Origin of the sequence: Herpetosiphon giganteus (assembly GCF_016907925.1) — a bacterium.
Classification (GTDB): domain Bacteria; phylum Chloroflexota; class Chloroflexia; order Chloroflexales; family Herpetosiphonaceae; genus Herpetosiphon; species Herpetosiphon giganteus.
The window spans coordinates 1-17577 of record NZ_JAFBCZ010000028.1 but is presented as its reverse complement, the minus strand read 5'-3'; the positions used below and the strand labels follow the sequence as shown (position 1 = coordinate 17577).

The 17577-nt window shown below is 56.3% G+C and carries 21 protein-coding genes, 1 tRNA gene and 1 pseudogene; 8 read left to right on the top strand and 15 right to left on the bottom strand.

All coding sequences use genetic code 11. The features are described from left to right. Position 1 precedes the first annotated feature (1 nt). Entirely contained in the window at positions 2-409 is a 408-nt protein-coding gene (locus JOD20_RS20605; RefSeq protein WP_204757081.1) for a hypothetical protein, read from the top strand. Positions 410-478: 69 nt separating this feature from the next. Here the strand turns inward: JOD20_RS20605 and JOD20_RS20600 are convergent, their stop codons facing one another. The 14 genes from JOD20_RS20600 to JOD20_RS20535 all read right to left on the bottom strand — a co-directional run bounded on the left by JOD20_RS20600 (position 479) and on the right by JOD20_RS20535 (position 12098). Continuing rightward, on the bottom strand, positions 479-1897 hold the full coding sequence (locus JOD20_RS20600) for an FtsK/SpoIIIE domain-containing protein (protein WP_204757080.1): 1419 nt from the start codon (positions 1895-1897) through the stop codon (positions 479-481). Further along, on the bottom strand, positions 1894-2349 hold the full coding sequence (locus JOD20_RS20595; protein ID WP_239583981.1) for a hypothetical protein: 456 nt from the start codon (positions 2347-2349) through the stop codon (positions 1894-1896). Before JOD20_RS20595 ends, JOD20_RS20600 begins: the two co-directional genes overlap by 4 nt. A gap of 457 nt (positions 2350-2806) precedes the next feature. After that, positions 2807-3316, bottom strand: a complete 510-nt coding sequence (locus JOD20_RS20590; protein WP_239583980.1) for a hypothetical protein — start codon at positions 3314-3316, stop codon at positions 2807-2809. Further along, a complete protein-coding gene (locus JOD20_RS20585; protein WP_204757078.1) occupies positions 3310-3840 on the bottom strand; it encodes an SWIM zinc finger family protein in 531 nt (176 codons plus the stop codon). Before JOD20_RS20585 ends, JOD20_RS20590 begins: the two co-directional genes overlap by 7 nt. 22 nt (positions 3841-3862) lie before the next feature. Continuing rightward, complete coding sequence (locus JOD20_RS20580; RefSeq protein ID WP_204757077.1) at positions 3863-4471, bottom strand: JAB domain-containing protein; 609 nt, start codon at positions 4469-4471, stop codon at positions 3863-3865. Positions 4472-4541: 70 nt separating this feature from the next. Continuing rightward, entirely contained in the window at positions 4542-4766 is a 225-nt protein-coding gene (locus tag JOD20_RS20575; protein ID WP_204757076.1) for a hypothetical protein, read from the bottom strand. After that, positions 4763-5212 (bottom strand): hypothetical protein, encoded by a 450-nt coding sequence (locus JOD20_RS20570; protein ID WP_204757075.1) that lies wholly within the window; start codon positions 5210-5212, stop codon positions 4763-4765. Before JOD20_RS20570 ends, JOD20_RS20575 begins: the two co-directional genes overlap by 4 nt. A gap of 88 nt (positions 5213-5300) precedes the next feature. Further along, positions 5301-7628, bottom strand: coding sequence for a hypothetical protein (locus JOD20_RS20565; RefSeq protein WP_239583979.1), 2328 nt, complete (start codon positions 7626-7628; stop codon positions 5301-5303). Between the two features lie 95 nt (positions 7629-7723). Continuing rightward, on the bottom strand, positions 7724-9139 hold the full coding sequence (locus JOD20_RS20560) for a DUF6094 domain-containing protein (protein ID WP_204757073.1): 1416 nt from the start codon (positions 9137-9139) through the stop codon (positions 7724-7726). A gap of 77 nt (positions 9140-9216) precedes the next feature. Continuing rightward, positions 9217-10389, bottom strand: coding sequence for a hypothetical protein (locus tag JOD20_RS20555; protein ID WP_204757072.1), 1173 nt, complete (start codon positions 10387-10389; stop codon positions 9217-9219). An 87-nt stretch (positions 10390-10476) separates the two neighbouring features. Further along, positions 10477-10761, bottom strand: coding sequence for a hypothetical protein (locus tag JOD20_RS20550; protein ID WP_204757071.1), 285 nt, complete (start codon positions 10759-10761; stop codon positions 10477-10479). 101 nt (positions 10762-10862) lie between these two features. Further along, a complete protein-coding gene (locus JOD20_RS20545; RefSeq protein WP_204757070.1) occupies positions 10863-11429 on the bottom strand; it encodes a hypothetical protein in 567 nt (188 codons plus the stop codon). A 73-nt stretch (positions 11430-11502) separates the two neighbouring features. Next, the gene (locus JOD20_RS20540) at positions 11503-11901 is read right to left on the bottom strand and encodes an AAA family ATPase (protein WP_239583995.1); all 399 of its coding nucleotides are present in this window, start codon (positions 11899-11901) and stop codon (positions 11503-11505) included. A 29-nt stretch (positions 11902-11930) separates the two neighbouring features. Next, positions 11931-12098 carry a hypothetical protein gene (locus tag JOD20_RS20535; protein WP_204757068.1) on the bottom strand — a complete coding sequence of 56 codons (168 nt, stop codon included), beginning with the start codon at positions 12096-12098 and terminating at the stop codon, positions 11931-11933. A gap of 313 nt (positions 12099-12411) precedes the next feature. Here JOD20_RS20535 and JOD20_RS20530 point away from each other — a divergent pair, with 313 nt between their 5' ends. The 7 genes from JOD20_RS20530 (at position 12412) to JOD20_RS20500 (ending at position 16337) form a co-directional block, all read left to right on the top strand. Further along, positions 12412-12591, top strand: a complete 180-nt coding sequence (locus JOD20_RS20530) for a hypothetical protein (protein ID WP_204757067.1) — start codon at positions 12412-12414, stop codon at positions 12589-12591. A gap of 83 nt (positions 12592-12674) precedes the next feature. Then, entirely contained in the window at positions 12675-13601 is a 927-nt protein-coding gene (locus JOD20_RS20525; protein ID WP_204757066.1) for a tetratricopeptide repeat protein, read from the top strand. A gap of 51 nt (positions 13602-13652) precedes the next feature. Continuing rightward, positions 13653-14525: a hypothetical protein gene (locus JOD20_RS20520; RefSeq protein ID WP_204757065.1), complete on the top strand. Its 873-nt coding sequence runs from the start codon at positions 13653-13655 to the stop codon at positions 14523-14525. A 27-nt stretch (positions 14526-14552) separates the two neighbouring features. Beyond that, positions 14553-14650: transfer RNA gene (locus tag JOD20_RS20515), tRNA-OTHER, on the top strand. Positions 14651-14837: 187 nt separating this feature from the next. After that, entirely contained in the window at positions 14838-15170 is a 333-nt protein-coding gene (locus tag JOD20_RS20510) for a hypothetical protein (RefSeq protein WP_204757064.1), read from the top strand. A 14-nt stretch (positions 15171-15184) separates the two neighbouring features. Then, on the top strand, positions 15185-15922 hold the full coding sequence (locus JOD20_RS20505; protein ID WP_204757063.1) for a hypothetical protein: 738 nt from the start codon (positions 15185-15187) through the stop codon (positions 15920-15922). Then, positions 15915-16337: a hypothetical protein gene (locus tag JOD20_RS20500; RefSeq protein WP_204757062.1), complete on the top strand. Its 423-nt coding sequence runs from the start codon at positions 15915-15917 to the stop codon at positions 16335-16337. Before JOD20_RS20505 ends, JOD20_RS20500 begins: the two co-directional genes overlap by 8 nt. Positions 16338-16383: 46 nt before the next feature. Here the strand turns inward: JOD20_RS20500 and JOD20_RS20495 are convergent. Continuing rightward, positions 16384-17469 (bottom strand): annotated as a pseudogene (locus tag JOD20_RS20495) (Tn3 family transposase); the annotation flags it as partial. Positions 17470-17577: the final 108 nt, after the last annotated feature.

The window sequence follows — 17577 nt, the reverse complement described above, 5'->3', positions numbered from 1 at the left end:
CATGGCGGTGCGTGTTAAAGGGATTCGCTGTACCGAGGATGATTTAGAACGAAATCGGCTGTTGCGGGTGCATCGGGACGATGATGAGAGCGAATCGGAGTTGATGCTGAAGGCCATGCGGTTGGGGATTCGGATCTTAGCAGCGGAGGCATGGGCAGCGGGCGAGGGCCAATATGGCGGGTATGATCCGCAGGTGCTAGCGCAGCGGTTACAGGCTGATCTCTTGCCAGTGCTGGAGTTCTTAATGCGTCGAGATGCGCTGCCTGCCCTACTCCAAGGCCAAGGGGTGCATTCAACGGGTGTCGTTCCGACAACGGTTGTACCAACTCCGCCCCCTGCTGGGATTCAGCGGGAAGCGAGTGGGGCCGTCTTGGCCTTTAGTGGTGGTTTTTTGGATGATGATGAGTAGCTATTTGCGTGATTAAACAACAAGGGCGATGGTTTCTAACCATCGCCCTTGTTGTTTAATGGACGTTGCTTATGCTGCGCTTGCGGTCGGCATCGCTGTCGGGGTTGGCATGAGTAATCCTGCGGCATCACATACCAAACGGACATTGTTATACCCTGTTCCACCGACCGCATTGTAGACTTCTCGACAAACAGCCCGTCGAGATGTGGCCCGTGCGGCGACCGCGAGAATCCGCCGTTGTTCGTCAGCGGGAACCAAGTGGGTCGCTACGGGAAGCGCTTCTGAGGGATGGGTGACGCTTGATTGTTGCGTAGCGGTCTGTAGCGCTTCTGGATGAGTCGAGAGCGCTTTTACCCCATTCTGATGCGCTATAGCGAGCATTGATGTAAGCAGTTCATCTTGTGATTTTTGTGCTAGCGCTACGCGGTTGGGAAGGCATTCCATCAGATAGTCAAGGTCTCGATCATCGATTAAGGTTGTTCGCACATTGAGGGCTTGGTTGCCTTGCACCACACAAAAGACCCCACCTGCTTGGTTGTTAGGGGATGGTAGGCTACTCGGAGCTACCACATGCAATGCATCGAGTTCATTGGTAGTCAATCCAACATTCGGTGCATCCTGTGATGGGATGGGTTGGAATCCCGCCATAAATAGACTAATTTGACTTCGCCATTGGGTACTGAAGTTGCTGGCGGTTTGTGTTGCAATGATATAGCGTATCCCGAATGCCCGTGCTGCCGTCAGTTCTGCATTCAGCCATCCGGTGAGTTGACTTTTTCCAACTGCATTTTCGAGTAGCAATAACTCGCTGATAAATACCACGAGAAGTGGTAAATCTTTCCCTGTATATTTATCCCATTTGGTGACCCCTGCGTCTGCCAAAATCGCCCGACGGCGCTGCCGCTCAGCGGTCAGCTTCATCATGGCCTGTTCAATATGTTCAGGGTCAGTAGCAAGCAGCCAGGTATGTTCTTTCTTTTCCCATGCCAACCAATCCAGACCTTTGCCATCAACAATGGCAAATTGGCATTGTTGTGGGGTTTTGGTAAGCGCCAATGAGAGCAGCATGCCTAATGCAGCATTATCTTTGCCGCTATCGCTTTGTCCTGTCAAGAGGATGTGATTGACATCACGGACAAACTGCGCTGTTTGCAGGGTTGCCCCTTTAAAAGAAGAATACCAGCCTAAGGGGAACCGATAGGCATCAGTCCCTTTTCCTTGAAGTTCGTCGAGCAGAATGCGAGCTTCGCGTGGGGGATTGGCTAAAGCGCTCCCTGCCCCTGATAAGGGGGTTGGATCAAGGATTGAAGTTTGAATGACTGGTTGCTCGGTCGGTTTATTGATATGGAGCGGTGGGGTCGATTGTAACCCTGCATTGGCCACAAGCACCCTAAGACTCTGGAGTTCGCGACGCATTTTCCAGATCGCTAAACCTCCCCAGAGTCCCATTGCAAGGAACAAAACACCAATCACAACCAATTCATTCATGCCCATAACTCCCATAGTTCACGTGTTGCCCACCGGGCCATTTTTTCAGGGGCGAAAGCAAAGACAAAGCTAATAATAATGGCAATACCATGAAGGGTCATGCCCGTGCTGGGAATCTGCCAGCCTGCACCTAAAGGCAGCATGCGCCCTGAAAGTGTCGTTGTCAATCCATGCCAGCTCGTCAAAATATCCAACGCGAGGACGACGAGGAAAATAATGATACTGGCAGGTGCGACTCCGCGTTTTGGCATGAGCCACAGCTCAACGGCGGTGATAGCGAGTGGCAATGACCACCACCAGATTGAGGTATTAATCGTTGTAATTGATCGCACTGCTTGTAGGGTAAAATAGCCCCCAGCTACCCATAAGCCGATAGCAAGGACCAATCCCGCAAGACAGGCAATGGTGTACCCCAGTTTATCGTAAGCACTTTGAGCAAATGTTTTTGCCATCACCCGCGACGGCTTCGCTTGAGTTCGCCGTGGCGTAGTACTAGGCGTGCTTGGGCTACTACTGGATTCAACAATGCTGACAGGTGCTGCGGTTGTTGTAGCCGATGATGAGGCTGGCATAGGAATTGTTGCTACTGGTGTGGACTGTGTGCCTCGTTGGCCCGTAAGAATATTTTCCATACATCCTCGGATCTACTAGGCCGCGCTGGAGAGATATGATAGAATACGCGCGGCGTGATTGGCTTTGCAATTGCGCCCATAACCCCGAACGTGAGCGCGTTGCGGGGTTTTTTTCTATTCATGGTGGCGTAAGCATAGCAGGTCAATAAAATTTGGTCAATATGTTCTAAAATAAAACGATTTGTATCAATAATTTGATGGTAGTTTGAATACTATTAATCAATCATATTTAAAGCCAACAGGCCCGTGATCGCTGAGATCACGGGCCTGTTGGTGTTTAGAACGGCAGCATGGTTTGTTCGGCCTTTGGTGGTATCACCGTCGGCGGTTTGGTCAGTGGCAGATGGCAGCGCGGGCAGCGGTCATGCCACTCAGCAAAGAGCAGATGGCTCTCCCGATGTTCACAGCGAGCATAGGCCTCAATGGGGCGATAGGTGCGGAGACGGGCAAACCAGAACTCAGCGGTATATGCGCCTGCCTTTGGAATTTTTGCGCGCTGGCGATCAAGCGTTGCCAACGTGGCAGGATCAACGACCTCCGCTACGAGGCTCCGTAGCTCTAATCCCTTGATTTCACGCAATCGATCGTTCGTTGCAACACGTGCAAGCATTTCGTCTTTCGACTGAATAATCGCCGCGAGATCGCTGGTTGCTTGCTGCTCGGTGACCAGCCAATCGGCCAATGCACCGCCGGGGTGTAATTCGGCGGCGAAGAGTGGGTAGCGTTTGCGCAGGCGGTTGTTTTTGCGGTTGGCCCGCCGCCGGACACGCTCGTCGAAGGTCAGCATCCGCCTTCCTCCGGATCAAGCGCAATCAACGCAGCAGCCAAGACATGCTTGCAGAGTTGTCCCCCACCATGACTCCAAAAGCCTTTGCATTGGCATGTAAAGCCCTCAGTATGGTCGATGCCATTGGCCAGCGTGACGATGTACGCTTTCGACCCCTGCACGGAGAAGGTGGTCGCATCGCTACGGGTCACTTGCTGGCTAAGGACGAGCACGACCGCATCATAGAGTTGGCGGCGCGAACAATCCCCGGCAATTAACAGGGCTTGCTGCACCCGAAAGCACCAGCGGTCCTCCGCCGTGGTGTTGCTCTGGAGCAACGTGGCCAAGGGGCTGCTCGGCGGAATCGGTTTGAGGGCCGTGGCCGTGATCGAGGTGGGTGCACAGGAACTGGGCACAATCTCATCACAGCGAGCCAGCAACAGTGCTGCCGAGGTATGCAGCGCTGGAATGGGTGCGGCCATGGTGATCGCCGCAGCGAGTTGGCCGAAGTGGGTGCGCATGGCGGTTTGGATGACGGTGTGCATGGGTCGATTCCTTTCTGATTCATTACCACGCAAGTTGTCGCTCGCGCATGCTGGTATAGCTGCCTTTGCCGATGATGAGATGGTCAAGTACATCGATCTCCAAGAGCTGGCCTGCCTGAATGACCTGCTTGGTGAGTAGGATGTCCTCTGGCGAAGCCCACACCATCCCCGACGGGTGGTTGTGCGCGAGGATGATCGAGGCGGCATTGCGCCGCAGCGGTTCGCGAAACAGGTCGGCGATGCGGCAATGGGCGGTATTGAGGGTTCCGACCACAACGGTATGCATGCTGATGACGTGCGCTCGCGTTGAAAGGCTGATCACCCGCAGTTCTTCCTGCGGTAAGTGACTCATCTCGGCTTGGAGCAAGGCCACCACATCCATCGGACTGGTGATCGGCTCGCCCATGACGGCTTCCGCGAGTTTGGCGTGGCTGATCGCGAAGGCGGTGCGGAGTCGGATGGCATGAGCACGGCCAACGAGTGGGATCAACTCCTCCTCGGTCATCCGATAGAGGGTATTCCACGACTGGTCGGCGGCCTGCCAGAGGTCGGCAGCACACATCTGATCGCGGGCGGTTGGGCGGGTCGGATTGAACAGGTCAATCAAGGTAGGAATGGCATCAATCGCCATGGGTAGACTCCTTCACCGCTGGGGAGCAGCGGTGCGCTACTCCCCAGTTGGGGAAGAAGAATGGGTTGGTTTAGCGCTGCAACCAGCGCATGATCATGCCAAGACCGTCATAGACATAGTTGCCAATCACATCGGAGATGATCGGGGCCACAAGGATCTTGACGGCGACGAGGCTGGTGATCATGCGCAGGGTCTGGATGCGCTGCTGGTTTTGCCGTCGTCGCGCGCGATCGCTCCGGCGGTTGGGCCAGTGCTGGCTACGGCTGCGGCGACGGTGGTAGGTATGGTGCTTCATGCGTCATCTCCCTGCGTTGCCCGCCACCTGTCCATATCGAGCATGTCCCATTCGACGATGGTCGTGTTGGGCATGTTCGGAACAGTGGAGCGGAAACAGCCGCGTGGCAACACATGGCGCTCCGGTATGACGAATGGCGCAATCCATTCATTGGCCGCGAGCGGGCTTTGGTCGAGCACAACGGGGTGACGCGGCGGGGCGGAGCGGGTAAACGCACAGCCCCAGCGCCGCAAGACGGTCGGTGTGGTATGGATCACGCGCACGACCACCCGGTCATGGGTGATCAGGTCGCGCATGACATCATCGAAGGCGACTGCTGCCCATTCGCTCGTCGCGATGCGGATAAGCAGCTGCATGGCGCGCCGGGTTACGGCCACGGATGGCCATGGCAGACGGTCGCCGTAGCGAGTAAAGGCGGGTGGGAGGTGGGTAATCAGGGTATCCATGGTGTGGCTCCCGTGCCATTCCGCCACGACGCGGAACAGCACACAGGGTGGTGTCCCAAATCGTCGTGGGGGCATGACCAACGGATGCTTACAGCACCATGGCGAACTGGTGGGCGACCTGCGTTGCTTTGCAGGTCGGGACATCGACGACCGTGAACAAGGTATCCCATGCGATGGGTTGCTCAACAGGTTCGTCGATGGTTGCTGGGGTTGCGGTCGCAGGCAGCACCAAGCTCGGTCGTTCGGCTTCCACTTTGATCGCCTGTCCGACGCTGCGGAATTGATCGCGGAGGGTATTTGCATCGTCCATGGGGTTGGCGCTGCGTAATTGCTTGGCCAACTCTTGGAGCAAACTCATGCCCGGATCAAATTCCAGCAAGCCGCCTTCGCTGTCGTCACCACTTAACATGGTTGCGGCAGCGGCTTTGCGGCCCACAATCCCTAAGGCGCGTTGACTCATGGTCTTGGTGTAGCCAAGAAAGGTGACTTCGCAGCCCTGGGTTTGGGTGGGTCGGAAGGCACGGCGCTTGGCCTGAAAGAGATCGTAGAGGCTGTAGAGCGGCTCGACGACCACAATGCTGGGCCATGCGATCAAGTTGAGGCCGGTTTTGACCAAACGGGGGTTGCAGATCACCACGTTGGCTCCCTGTGCGACCTGCTCGGTAAACCACGCGTTGCGTTCGCCCGGAGCCACGGTTGTGGCGCGGAGGATCGCAATCTTGAGGGTCGTTTGGTGCTGTTCGTGGGCAAGGGCGGTGACTTTTTCCGCCAGATCGACGGCAATGTCATCGTTCCCGGTATGTTCCGCAAACAGCAACACGCGTCGGCCCTGCTGGATCTGCGCGGCGCAATACTGGGCCAACCACGTATGGTGGGGCAGGATGCGTTCGGCAGGCAAGACGGGGGTCTTGACCTTCTCATTCACCAGTTGCGAGCTGATGTATTTCAGTCGCCATGGCTGATAGGGCCATGACAAGGTGGCTTGGAGGTAGGCTGAGAGGGCATCGTAGCCGCCGTTGCCAATGATCGCTTTGCCGTCGTCCTCGATGCGCCGATACTGGGCCTGCATGTCGGTGGGCAGATCCAGCAGCACGACATCCTCACGGTAGTCGGGTAACTGAAAACCCATATCCTTGAGCAGGACGGTATAGGTGCAGTTTTGGACGATGGTGATCAGGTCGGCGGTAATGCCTGCCCGCTCTTGCACCTCGGTGCTGGTGCGGGTTTGGCCATCGTAGTGTCCAGCGGTTGCCGCGCGCGTGATTTCCTTGGTCATGACATCGACAACCCCCACATCGCGCACAAAGGCGCTGCGATTGTTCCAGCCCCAGCGATCCCGAATCACGGTGTTGCCAAGGCGAAGGAGCAAATCGTAGAGTGTCGAGGCCATGCCGCCATAGGCGGTGCCGGTCATGCCAACCGTCGTGCGGCTGGCGGCGACCATCGCGCCAAAGGCGTGGCCGAGCGCGGTGCGTGCCCCCTTCGTCTCGTGCGCTTCATCATGAATGAAGAGATCGACGCGTTGGGGGTAGCGGCGCTGGATGAAGGATGCGAGGGCCATCCGAGGATTCGAGCGCGGACGCTGGCCCCACGGAATGGTGCGGCGACCGTTGGCATCGACGGCGTAGGTTTGCCAGTCATCGGACTGGAAGATGGGCAGGCTGCGATCCTGCACATTGTCACGCTCACGGCATTGTTGGCCGAGGTGGTCGTGACAATGCGGGCAGGTCACGGTGGCGAGGCCACGGTGCTTGAGCTGTTTGGCATCGAGCACTGCGCCATCGGTTTTGCGTTGCAGCCAGCCACAGCGGGGGCAGGCAAGGCCACCCATACGCAGCAGCGGGATCGCACGCCGAATGGGGCGATCCGTCGCGGTTGCATCAGCGGCAATACGGCCTTCGGTGCTGGTTTTGGTTTTTTTGGCGAGTGCGATGCGGGTATCGGATTCATGGGTGGCACTACCCCAACGGGCATCAACCCACTCCTCACGACGCATCAGCATTCCCTCAATCGTGGCCAACGAGCCAAAGCGGGCATAGCGCTGTTGCATGGCTTCCGGCAGGGACTGCCAGTAGCGGTGCAGGTGCTGGGCCGTGTGGTCGTAGTCGCGATCCTCTGCACCAAGCACATAGCCCGACTCCAATTTGAGTTTGGAGTTCGAGATAAAGCCGACGCGCGGCAGGTCGGGATGAACTTCGGCAGCGCGCATAAAGCGACTGACATCACTGGGCGATTCCAGAATATCCATCGCCCAGGTATCGCCGAGAAGTTGATCCCATTCGGCCCACCATGGCGGCAATTCGCCCGTGCCATGGGTGTAATAGGCCGCGACTTGCTCGGACGTGCCAACGAGGTGAATTGGGCCAGCAACGATGGTGGTAAAGGCCGCTTTGGTTTTGGTGGTTGGTGTGGTCATGGCAGGGACTCCTGTTGATAGCGAGAACGCCCTGCGCTGACCATCCCCCACGGGATGGCCGCATGCGTGCGGTTCCCGTGGCAGAATCATTCGGTTTATTTCGTCAGTGATTGTTGGTGGAACCAGTGGGCAATCGCAATGCCCATGGTGGACTTGCCTGAACCCATTTCCGCATTGAGCAGCGTGCCTTTCGGACGCGTGCCCGTGCGCGGATCAGGGGTGGTCAGGTAACGGGTAATTCCGGCTACGACATGTTTTTGCATGGGCAGCAGGCCATTCTCGTAGCCTGGCAACGTGCGGCCATCCTTGCGTTTGAGCATGGCCAGCGTCGCGGCGGTCTGATCATCCATATCGTAGGCATAGACAGGTGGGGCGACCTCGGTGATGGCGGCGAGTAACGCCTCGGCGGTGGCCGGATCAGCCAAGAGTTTTTGCAGTCCAGCATCGCCTTCATAGCGGCACACACTGCCATCAGCCACATCGACCGTCATGACCACCGGAACCTGTCGCGTGACATGGTGGGTGATCAGGGTGGTCGTATCGCCTTCTTCCTTGGTTTCCACCCAGACCGTTTGGTCTTCGGTGGTCGAGCCTTTGATGATATGGGGCCGACCGTGAATGACGATGGTCGCGCCGTTAATTTCCCCGGTCGCAATCCGTGCCGCCGCAGCGGTGGCGGACAGCGGGCCGAGGGGACGCAGATGGGCGATACGGAGGGCATCAATCGCACTGCGATAGGCGCGGGTATTCGTGGCTCCACCGGTTACCACCACATCGGTGGTGGCTTGGTCGGGCGTGCCAATGGTGGCATCCTCCCAAACCATGGTCGCGTTGGTGGCCACCGGAATGGTATAGCGCGGCGCGGCTTGCGCGGTTAATTCCGGCAAGGGCTGCGCGAGCTGGGTCGTAAGGGTGGTGATCAGGTCGCTGAGCGCTTGGCCACTGCGGGCACGGGCACGCCGAACGCCGATCACGATGGCTTCCCGCCAGCGCCGCAGGGCGGCAGGCAGGGCCATGATGGTGAGGTTGTCATAATGACGGGCGAGATGCTGGGTGACCGCAGGCTTGGCAAATACATCTTGGGGAGTCACGAGGATCGCAATTCCACCTGGCTGAAGCCAATTGCCTTCTTCAATCACGCGGCGAAAGAACTGGAGTTCACTCCGTTCGTCGCCTGCGGCTTGGGTGCCGAAGGGTGGGTTGAGATAGACCACTTGCAGCCCATGGCGATTGGCACGGAGCCAGCGCACGGTGTCACAACTGGTGGTATTCGGGGTTATCCCTCGGCAGGCCGCCGCCCGCTCCGTATGCAGTTCGTTGAGATAGAGTCGATCCGCTGGAATGCCCCATGCACGGGCCAACTGCCTCGCAGCTGCGCCTTCGCCTGCGCACGGATCAGCGATCCGACAGGCGGCAGGATTGGCCGCAGTGACGTAGGTGGCGAGCAGGGCAACGGCAGCAGGATCGAGCGCTTGAAAGCCATGATTGGCGGTGTTGGCTAAACGGGCCATGGAAAACTCCTTTGGATAGAAGGCATGACCCGACGACCCGTGGGGCCGCAGATGCACTGCCCCAGGGGGATGAAGCATTAACGAGCTGCGGCCTTTTCTGCCGCAGCACTCTTTTTGCCGATGGTCGTAACCGCTACGCCAGCGGTGGTAACGGGCGATTTCGTGACAATGGCGCGGATAATCCGTGCCCAGTCGGCAATCGCGGATGTTTTGAGCCAATAGCCAGCGCAGCCCCATGCGGGGAGTTGGACAATCAGCCCATGGGTGCGGCCCACGTGCCAGAGATCATCCAGCCAGTGGGGCTGGAGTGGCAACGGACAGGCCCGTTCAAGTTGCGCCCACAGGATGGCATGGTTGGGAAGCCCGTCCATACCCGTGAGGTGCAAACAATCCTCTCCCGCCTGTGGTGTGAGCACCGAGCGGTGGAGGATGGTGGTGGTGGCCAGTCGCGAGGACGGCAACGGCGTTTCATTGCGCAGCGTGCGGTATTGCTGGGTTCCTGCGGCTTTGTGGGCAACCTGTTTCCCAATCTGGTGATAGGGCAGATCGCCACCGAGCGCAAGGAAGGGCGTAAGAGGCACCTGCGGAAGGGTGATGGCGTGGCGCGACCCATCAAGGATCGAGGCCCACGCAGCAGCACATTTGGCGCTACTGCCAACGACGGTCAACGCCCCAATGGTGGGGATGTCGCTGCCGGTTGGCAAGAGATTCGGGGGAAGAACACACCACGCAACCACGGGCACGGTTTCCTTGGACGGGAGATCGAGCATGCGGTGGTGGAGGGTGTGGGGACGACCCCGAAACGGATTGGTGGCGGCGAGTGTCCGACTGACATGGGTGTCAGCAACAACCCATGGGGCATCGGGACACGCGAGGCCGTGGAGCATGATCGCGGTCAGGATTTGGTCGTGGGCGGTTGGTTGTGCGCTGAACAGGCCAGCGCGCGATCGTTGGTGCATGGTGATCAGGGCCTGCTTCATCGCATCGGCGCTGAGCGTTTGGGTGATGGAATCATCAGGATTGCGGTGGCTGGTGATCGCGGCCTGCATGGCCTCGACCACCGGAAGCATGCCCACAAACACCGTTTGACTCATCAGGCGGTTGGGGCTGTGCATGGCAGTGGCAGCTGCGACGGCGGTGATGAATGGATCATCCCATTCCTCCTGAGAAAGCAGGGGGAATCGACGCAGGCGGGTGAAGGCGTGCCAGAAGCGATGGGCTTCGGGCAGGAGGGCAAACAGGGACGACATGGTGACATCCTTTCGGATCACGAGGCCGTCCCCACGAGGAGCGGGCGCATCGTGATGATACGCCCGCACTTGGGGCAACAGAACAGATTAATCGGCAGCGGGTGCTTCGTCAGCATCGCTGCTGGTGGCTGGCTCATCGGTTTCCGTCGGGACAACGCCCTTGGTAAGCCGATTGTAGACCAGTTGGTTTAAGCGCGTTTCGCCGTCGAAATAGGTTGGGGCATAGCCCACCAGTTCTCCGTCCAAATACAGGCCGAAATCGCCCGTTGTGCGATCATACACAATGGTTTTACCACTGGGATTGATCACGGGGACGAAGGGAATGACGGGTGCGCGTTTGGCTTTGGTCGTGCGTTGTTTGGTCGCGGCCATGGGGGAATCCTCCGGATGAGCGGTGGAAACACCATGGCCACCCGCGTTGGGAGCCATAGGGCATTCCCAACGGGGATTTGACATAAAAACGGTTTGGTTGATTAGGCGGCATCCGTCTCAGCAGTGCGCTGCGCAAGGCGCTCGCGCTGCTCACGAATGCGGTGGTATTCATAGCTACCCTGACGGTGACGCAGATGGGCTTCCAGTTCGAGCGCCAGCATGGTCATATCGTCCACACTCAGCCGGATATCGGCAACGCTCGTTGGTTTCCCAATCGGGCTAATGCCGCCCGTGTCCAACAATCTGCCTGGTCCCACGCCAATGACGATGCGCCATGGCATGGATGCAAACTGGCCGTTTTGTCCCGCGTCGAAGACGACCTTCAGAATGCGAGACTCCACCACGCCGTCGCGGCTACTCCCGCCAATGACTTCAAACGCGAAGCCGTCGCTGGGCGGGTTGACCGCATCGAGGATGCGGTGGATTAAGAGTCGGACTTTGGGCACCGGGATGTAGGCCGAGAGCATGGGGATGACCTTCTGGCCGTAACCGCCGATGGCGATCTTGATCTTGCCAATCAGCAAGGCCGAGATGACATAACAATAGCGGCTGCGCGTGACCATCGTCCAAATATCGTAGTCAGGGTTTTGGATTTCGTGCGTGGTCATGGGGATGCTCCTCTTAAATAAAGCATCGCCCATGGGATGGCCGATGCAGAGAACGGCCACCGTGGTGGTGGAATTAATACTCAGTTTCCCGCCACATGCGCAGGATCACGCGGACTGGGACACGGCGCGTTCGTCGCCAATTCCGCCAGAGGCAGAGGACGAGCGGCGTGCGTACCCAATGGATGCGGATCGGCACATGCAGTTCGGCAGCAAGGCGTTCCCAACGCTGTCGCCAGCTTCGGCGGAGGTTGGTTGCGTCAAGCACAACCCACTGACCGTCGAGCAAGGCGGCTTCCACGCGCATCTGGGCAATGGCCAAAACATCCCTGTTACGGGACTGATCATTGACATCGCCGAGGTCGGTGCGGATCGCATCGAGGGACACAACGACTGCGCCAAGGGCTGCAAGGCGGCGGGCGAGGGTGCTCTTGCCACTCCCCGGTAGTCCGGCGAGCAGGGTGAGTGAGGGCATTTCACAGAAAATCATCGGGTGGTACCTCTCTACAACGCTTTGACGACCGCACCCGTGTGGGCGCAGCGGATTTCAAAGCGGAAGCAGGTGCCAAGTTGGATTGCAGTTGCGTGGGCAACAAGGGCTTCAACGGAAGATGAGGTAAACGATGAGACACGTTCGCGACCGTGGCGGCCAATCAGGGCTAAAGCGTACATCTGAGACTCCTTAAGAGAGAGATGCCGCCAGCGAGAGACGGCAATCGATACAATCGAAAGACCGTCCCCCTGATGGGAGACATAGCAGCGGGCAAACCAAAACCGGACACGCAAAAACACCCATCCGTGTAAACACGCATGGAATGGCGCATGGCCAGTGGGTAAAAACGTCAAAACTGACGGAGAAAAAAGCGGACGGATTGTCCACCGTGAAGCGCCGCAGGGAGAGGATGCGGCGATGTCCCCCACCACGCAGTTGCAGAAGCCTCTCGGCGTGGTGTTCGGTTTGCTATCCGTTCTGAAGGTGCGTGCAATGCTGAATTGGAATCGGCTGATTGGTCAATCTGGGTGTCGGGCGACTGGGCGGTGGTGGCGACTGGCGGTTGGGGTTGTGTGTCAAAAGACATCCCAACGGCGGGCAGCGACCATGGCGCAGCGGCGCGATCCTTCGATTGAAAACCAGCGAGCCGTGATCGGCATCACATGGGGATGAGTATAGCAAGCGGGCATGGGCTTGTCAACTCGATCTTGACGCATGGGCTAGGATAGAACCAGTGTTGAACGGAAGGATAACGCATGGAACGCGAACCGATTCACTGGCAACCGATCACGATGCTGCCCACACTGGTGATGATGGCCGATGAAGCCTTGGCCGAGGCTGAGGAGCAGCTGGAGAATATGCAGGTCGCGGTGCAACGACCGGGCCTGCTTGATGCGGCCACGATTGATCGTGCGGTGGGGATGTACGAAGAACAACGCCATTTCTTGACGATCTACGCGGAGCAAGGTCGCCGCTGGCAGCAGCTCAATCCCACCGGAGTGTCCCTACACCAGCTTGAAACCCTGTTGGCCACGACCGCCAAAGCGACCACGGTCAATGCCGAATTGCTGGCGGTATTGGCGCAGCTGCAAGCCCAGCCAACGAGTCCGCAGGATGAAGACTGGTACACGGCGGTTGGCGAGATTGCCATGGCGTTGGCCGATGGGCGGGTAGTTGAGGCCATGGCGTGGGCGGATGAGGCGCTGGAAACAGTCGGTTGGACGGCGCGGCAGCGGGCCGAGTTGTTGGGTTTGCGCGGCGTGGCATGGATAGATTATGGCGAGTTTGGGGAGGCTGTTCGCGACTATCGGGCAGCACTGGCACTGTGGGCGATGTTGCCGGAGGATGCGGATCGCATCAAACATATCCAAACGTGGGATTTGCTGATTCAGGCACTTTTACATCAGGAAGATTTCCCGCAGGCAACCGAGGCCGTGACACTGTTGGTGCAGCTGGTGGATACGCATAAAGCCAGCCTGTTTACGCAGGCAGATGGGCCACGGCTGTGGATGGCGACGGCCTATCACCGTGCCTTGGTGGCTGAGTTTGCGCTGGACTATCCGACCGCTGCAACATGGTATGCGGAAGCCCATCAGCGAGCGCACACGATTGCCCTAGCTCCCGATCACCCGCTGGCTCGGCTGATTGCTGAAGGAATCGAGCGGAGTCGGCATAATGACTAATAAAACAGCCTCTATACTAGACATAAAAATAGTATCTAAAAGGAGGTCTTGATGAGAACCGAAGAATTAATGACCCTTGATAAGACATTATCCCGTATGAATAGTGAATTAATGTTGATACTTTTTATTAATGAACAGTTTTTTCTCGATCATAGTGATGCTATTAATGCTAATCACGATAAGCTCACTGATACAATATTTATGAATAATAAGTATAATAAAAAATTTAATGAAAGGAATTCAAGATTTTTTAATATATCTGAAAGTAGTATATCAATTATATTTCGTAGTTTTTATTCTTATATATTTGAGGCATATAAGATATATATAGAAAATATATTGTATAGATCTAGAGATATACTAAAAAGTAGTTTGGTTCAAAAAAATAAAGAATTTGAGTTGGATTTTCTGTTTAGGGTTCTTGGTTCAGATAAGGAGAGTCATATGTTGACTGATGAGGTTGATACCCTTGATTATTTTCGCCTTAGAAGAAACAAAATAATACATCAATCAGGTGAAATACAAAGAGAGTTAAAGGATATTATTGAAAAAAAAGGATTATTATTAAATAAATTCTGGAATAATAATAAAGTGGTTTTGAAAGATTTGGATTTTTCATCATTATCAGTAACGAAATTAAGCGAATTGGAAATAATTGATGTGATTAGAATAATACGAAGGATATGTTCTAAAATAGATGAAGCAGTATTGAGTCGGATTCCAAGAGATGTCATAATACAGTATGTACTTACAGATTTCAAAAAAGATCATATTGATAAGATCAAAAAGCTTAAACAATCAGAGAAGCGTATTAAAGGTATGTTTTGTAGGATTTTGGAACAGAAATTCAATCTCGTTATTACAGAACATGAGCTTTCCGGCTTGGACTTTACCCTTCCAGAATCTGATAAGAAAACCACGTAATCTATGGTATACTTAGAATATCTATAGGGGGGTGTAGCTCAATTAGAGCCCTCCCTTGGAGAGTGCTTCGTAGAGAAGCTCTGTCCAAGGAGAAGATGTAGGTTCAAGTCCTACCACCCCTTCCATCATTTCATCTTCATAAAAGATGAAAAAAATCTTAATTCCACTATCTTGTGCGATGCTGGAACAATTCGGACAATCTGCGCATTGCTCCACCAAAAATCCTCCAAAACGCCCAACAAATCATTGACATTCACGCACAATCACCTACAATTCCACTATCTTGCATGATAATGGAATGGAGAGCATGTGATGCGACAAATTACCGCCGAAACCTATGATACTTGTGCGACTGAATGGGAAACCTATCTGCGTGAGCGCTTCCCTGATTGCCGCTGGACGTTGGCTCGCTATGCCGATCTTGAGTCCAATCATCAGGTGTCACAGGATACCGATGGCAATGACATTACCGTTGGATTCATCGTCGTTGGAGCCAATCCAAGGGGTGAGGAATACAGCCTGATGGTGGCCAATCACGATGCGGCTGCGGGGCTGGTTCCGCTGGCGGCGGTGCAGGCAACACTCGACGATGTGGGGGCGACGATTGAACGGATGCTGGGTATTGACCTCCTCCGCGCCGCATAACGAAGGAGCTGCCCATGCCCAATCGCCGTGTGACCGTCAACAGCCATACGCGGGTCATGCCGCTCAAGACGTTCGCCATCATCTGCCGCTGGTGTGGCAATCGAGCGACCGTCGAATCATACCCTGGTCGTCCACCAACCCTCTGTAGTTCGGAATGTGCCATCGAAGCCCGCAAGGATCACGACCGACGGCGCAAGGCGGCCAAAAAGGCGGGCCAGCCAGCGCCGCGTGCCGCCGTAGTTGCGCCAATAGCCCTGCCCCAGCGCTTCGTGCTCTGGCCATCGCAGGTTGATCGGACATTAGATCGGTCATTATTGGGGCCGTTTGGGACGGGTTTGTTGGGGACACTCAAGACCAAGGCCGATGGGCGGCAGGTGCTGGGCATCCTTGATAGCCTGCTCGCAGAATCGTGGGCGGTGACGGTGCGCTGGGTGGTGTTGGAGTGTGTTCGGCGTGAACCAGAAGCCTTGACGGCGAGGCTGGCAGTGGCACTTACGCCCGACCCACTGCGCAAGGAAGTCCAGTGGCAGCGAGAGGTGGACGATCTGCGCAGCCAGATGATTGGGCAAGGACGGTTGAATCGAAGCCAGCGGGATCAGCTGCGGGCACTTGGCGCGGACGTGTCAAATCATGTCGTTGGTGTCCAGATGCGCGGTTTGGGTGAGGAAGAAGCCTTGACGGCGACGCAGCGTGTGGTGGCTGAGCGCGAACTGGCAGCGGCGTTGGTGCAACTGGAGGCGCTGGATGGATAAGGGACACACGGCGCAGGTACTTGGTGTCCTCGCCATGGGCTGCATCGTCCTTGCGATTGGCGCATGGGCATTGGCGCTGGTTGGGGCAGCGCCATGGCGGCGCTGGCTCGGCACGGTCACGTCGTCTTGCGTGCTGGCTGCCATGGTGTTTGCGGGCGTGAGCATCCTGATGGCGATTTCGCCTGAGCAGGCCGCCGAATGGGATCATTGGCTGCGTGGCGGCGAACGGCCACTGACTGGCCCTGCGTTCTGGTGCGTCGTGCTGGCGTTGGGTGGGGTTGGGGTTGCGATTGGGGCGAGCCTTGCCGCGATCTATAGCCCATCGGGCTGGATCAGACGATTCCAGATGCTTGCACACTATGCTCGCCTAACGGCGTTTGGGTTCGCACTGGCAAGCGTCGTCTTATGGAACTAAAAGTAAATTCCCCCAAAAACTATCACTTCCGCACGTTTGAGCTATTTCATGCTGCAACAACCCCTTCGGGCCGATACGTGTGGTTCGCCAACGCCGCGATCAGTGCCTCCAGATCAATGCGTTCAGGGATCGTCACAAATTCATAGCGGCCATAGAAATTAATATGTTGCCATGCAACCGGAGCAATCTCGGCCAAAACAGCGGCACTCACCATATCCCCAGCCGCCTCTTTCTGGGCTATCAGGCGATCAAGCAGCGTCAAATTATAGAAGATGATGCAATTCGCAATGAGCCGACTGCATTCGCTCCATAATTCCTGATCTTCTTCGGTCGTAAACCGGAGCTTGCCGATATTGGCATATGAGACTGCTCGCCGTAAATGATGATACTGCTCCCCGCGATTGAGCGCCCGTTGCACATGCTGGCGCAACGGAGCCGAGTCCACATAGTCCAACATATAGAGGCTGTTGAGAATGCGGTCTAGCTCCCAGAGTGCCTGCCGAGTGCTGTTACGGCGTGCATAAGCGCTGAGTTTGCGCACGATAATGTGCTGGCTGGTGGTCTTTAGTGCCAGCGACGCAAAGATTCGGAGCAGATTATCCCACTCGGCCACAATCAATTCCGTGTTGATCTTGCGGATGGGGGCGAGGAGCACATCACCGTATTGGCGCGGATGCTGAAACCCATAGAGGTTGGTCGCCATCGTGCGCGGGAGATTTTTATAGCGTGGGGCGAAAGCATACCCAAAAAGGTACAACAAGGCGGAATTAACGTGATTGGTGCCGTGGGTATCGGTTGAGTGCCGGACGGGGCGTAGGTCAGTGGCATTGTTTTTGAGCACATCAAAGACGTAGTGGCTTTCATGCTCGTGCGGACCAATCATGCGAGCCACGATCGGCAGATGGCTGGCCACCAGCGTGTAGGAAACACGACCCTTCTTGCTGCGGCCAAAATACTTCGGGCCATAGCGTGCGCCAAACGTCACCCGCTGCGCCTCAAATTTCTGACCGTCACTGCTGGAGTGGACGTGATCACCCAAATCAAACCGATGAAAGCGCGGCATTGCCACCATGGCATTGCAGATCAGATCATTGGCGTGGCGCAAGGTTTCTAAGCGCAGGTAATTTTCTGATGCCTGCGTGAGCGGTGGTTTGTCAAGAAGTGTGCAAAATCAATCTAGCCAGGCATGCGAATTTTACGAAGCTGGAGCGTCCGAACGACCGCATAAAAGAGTAATAAA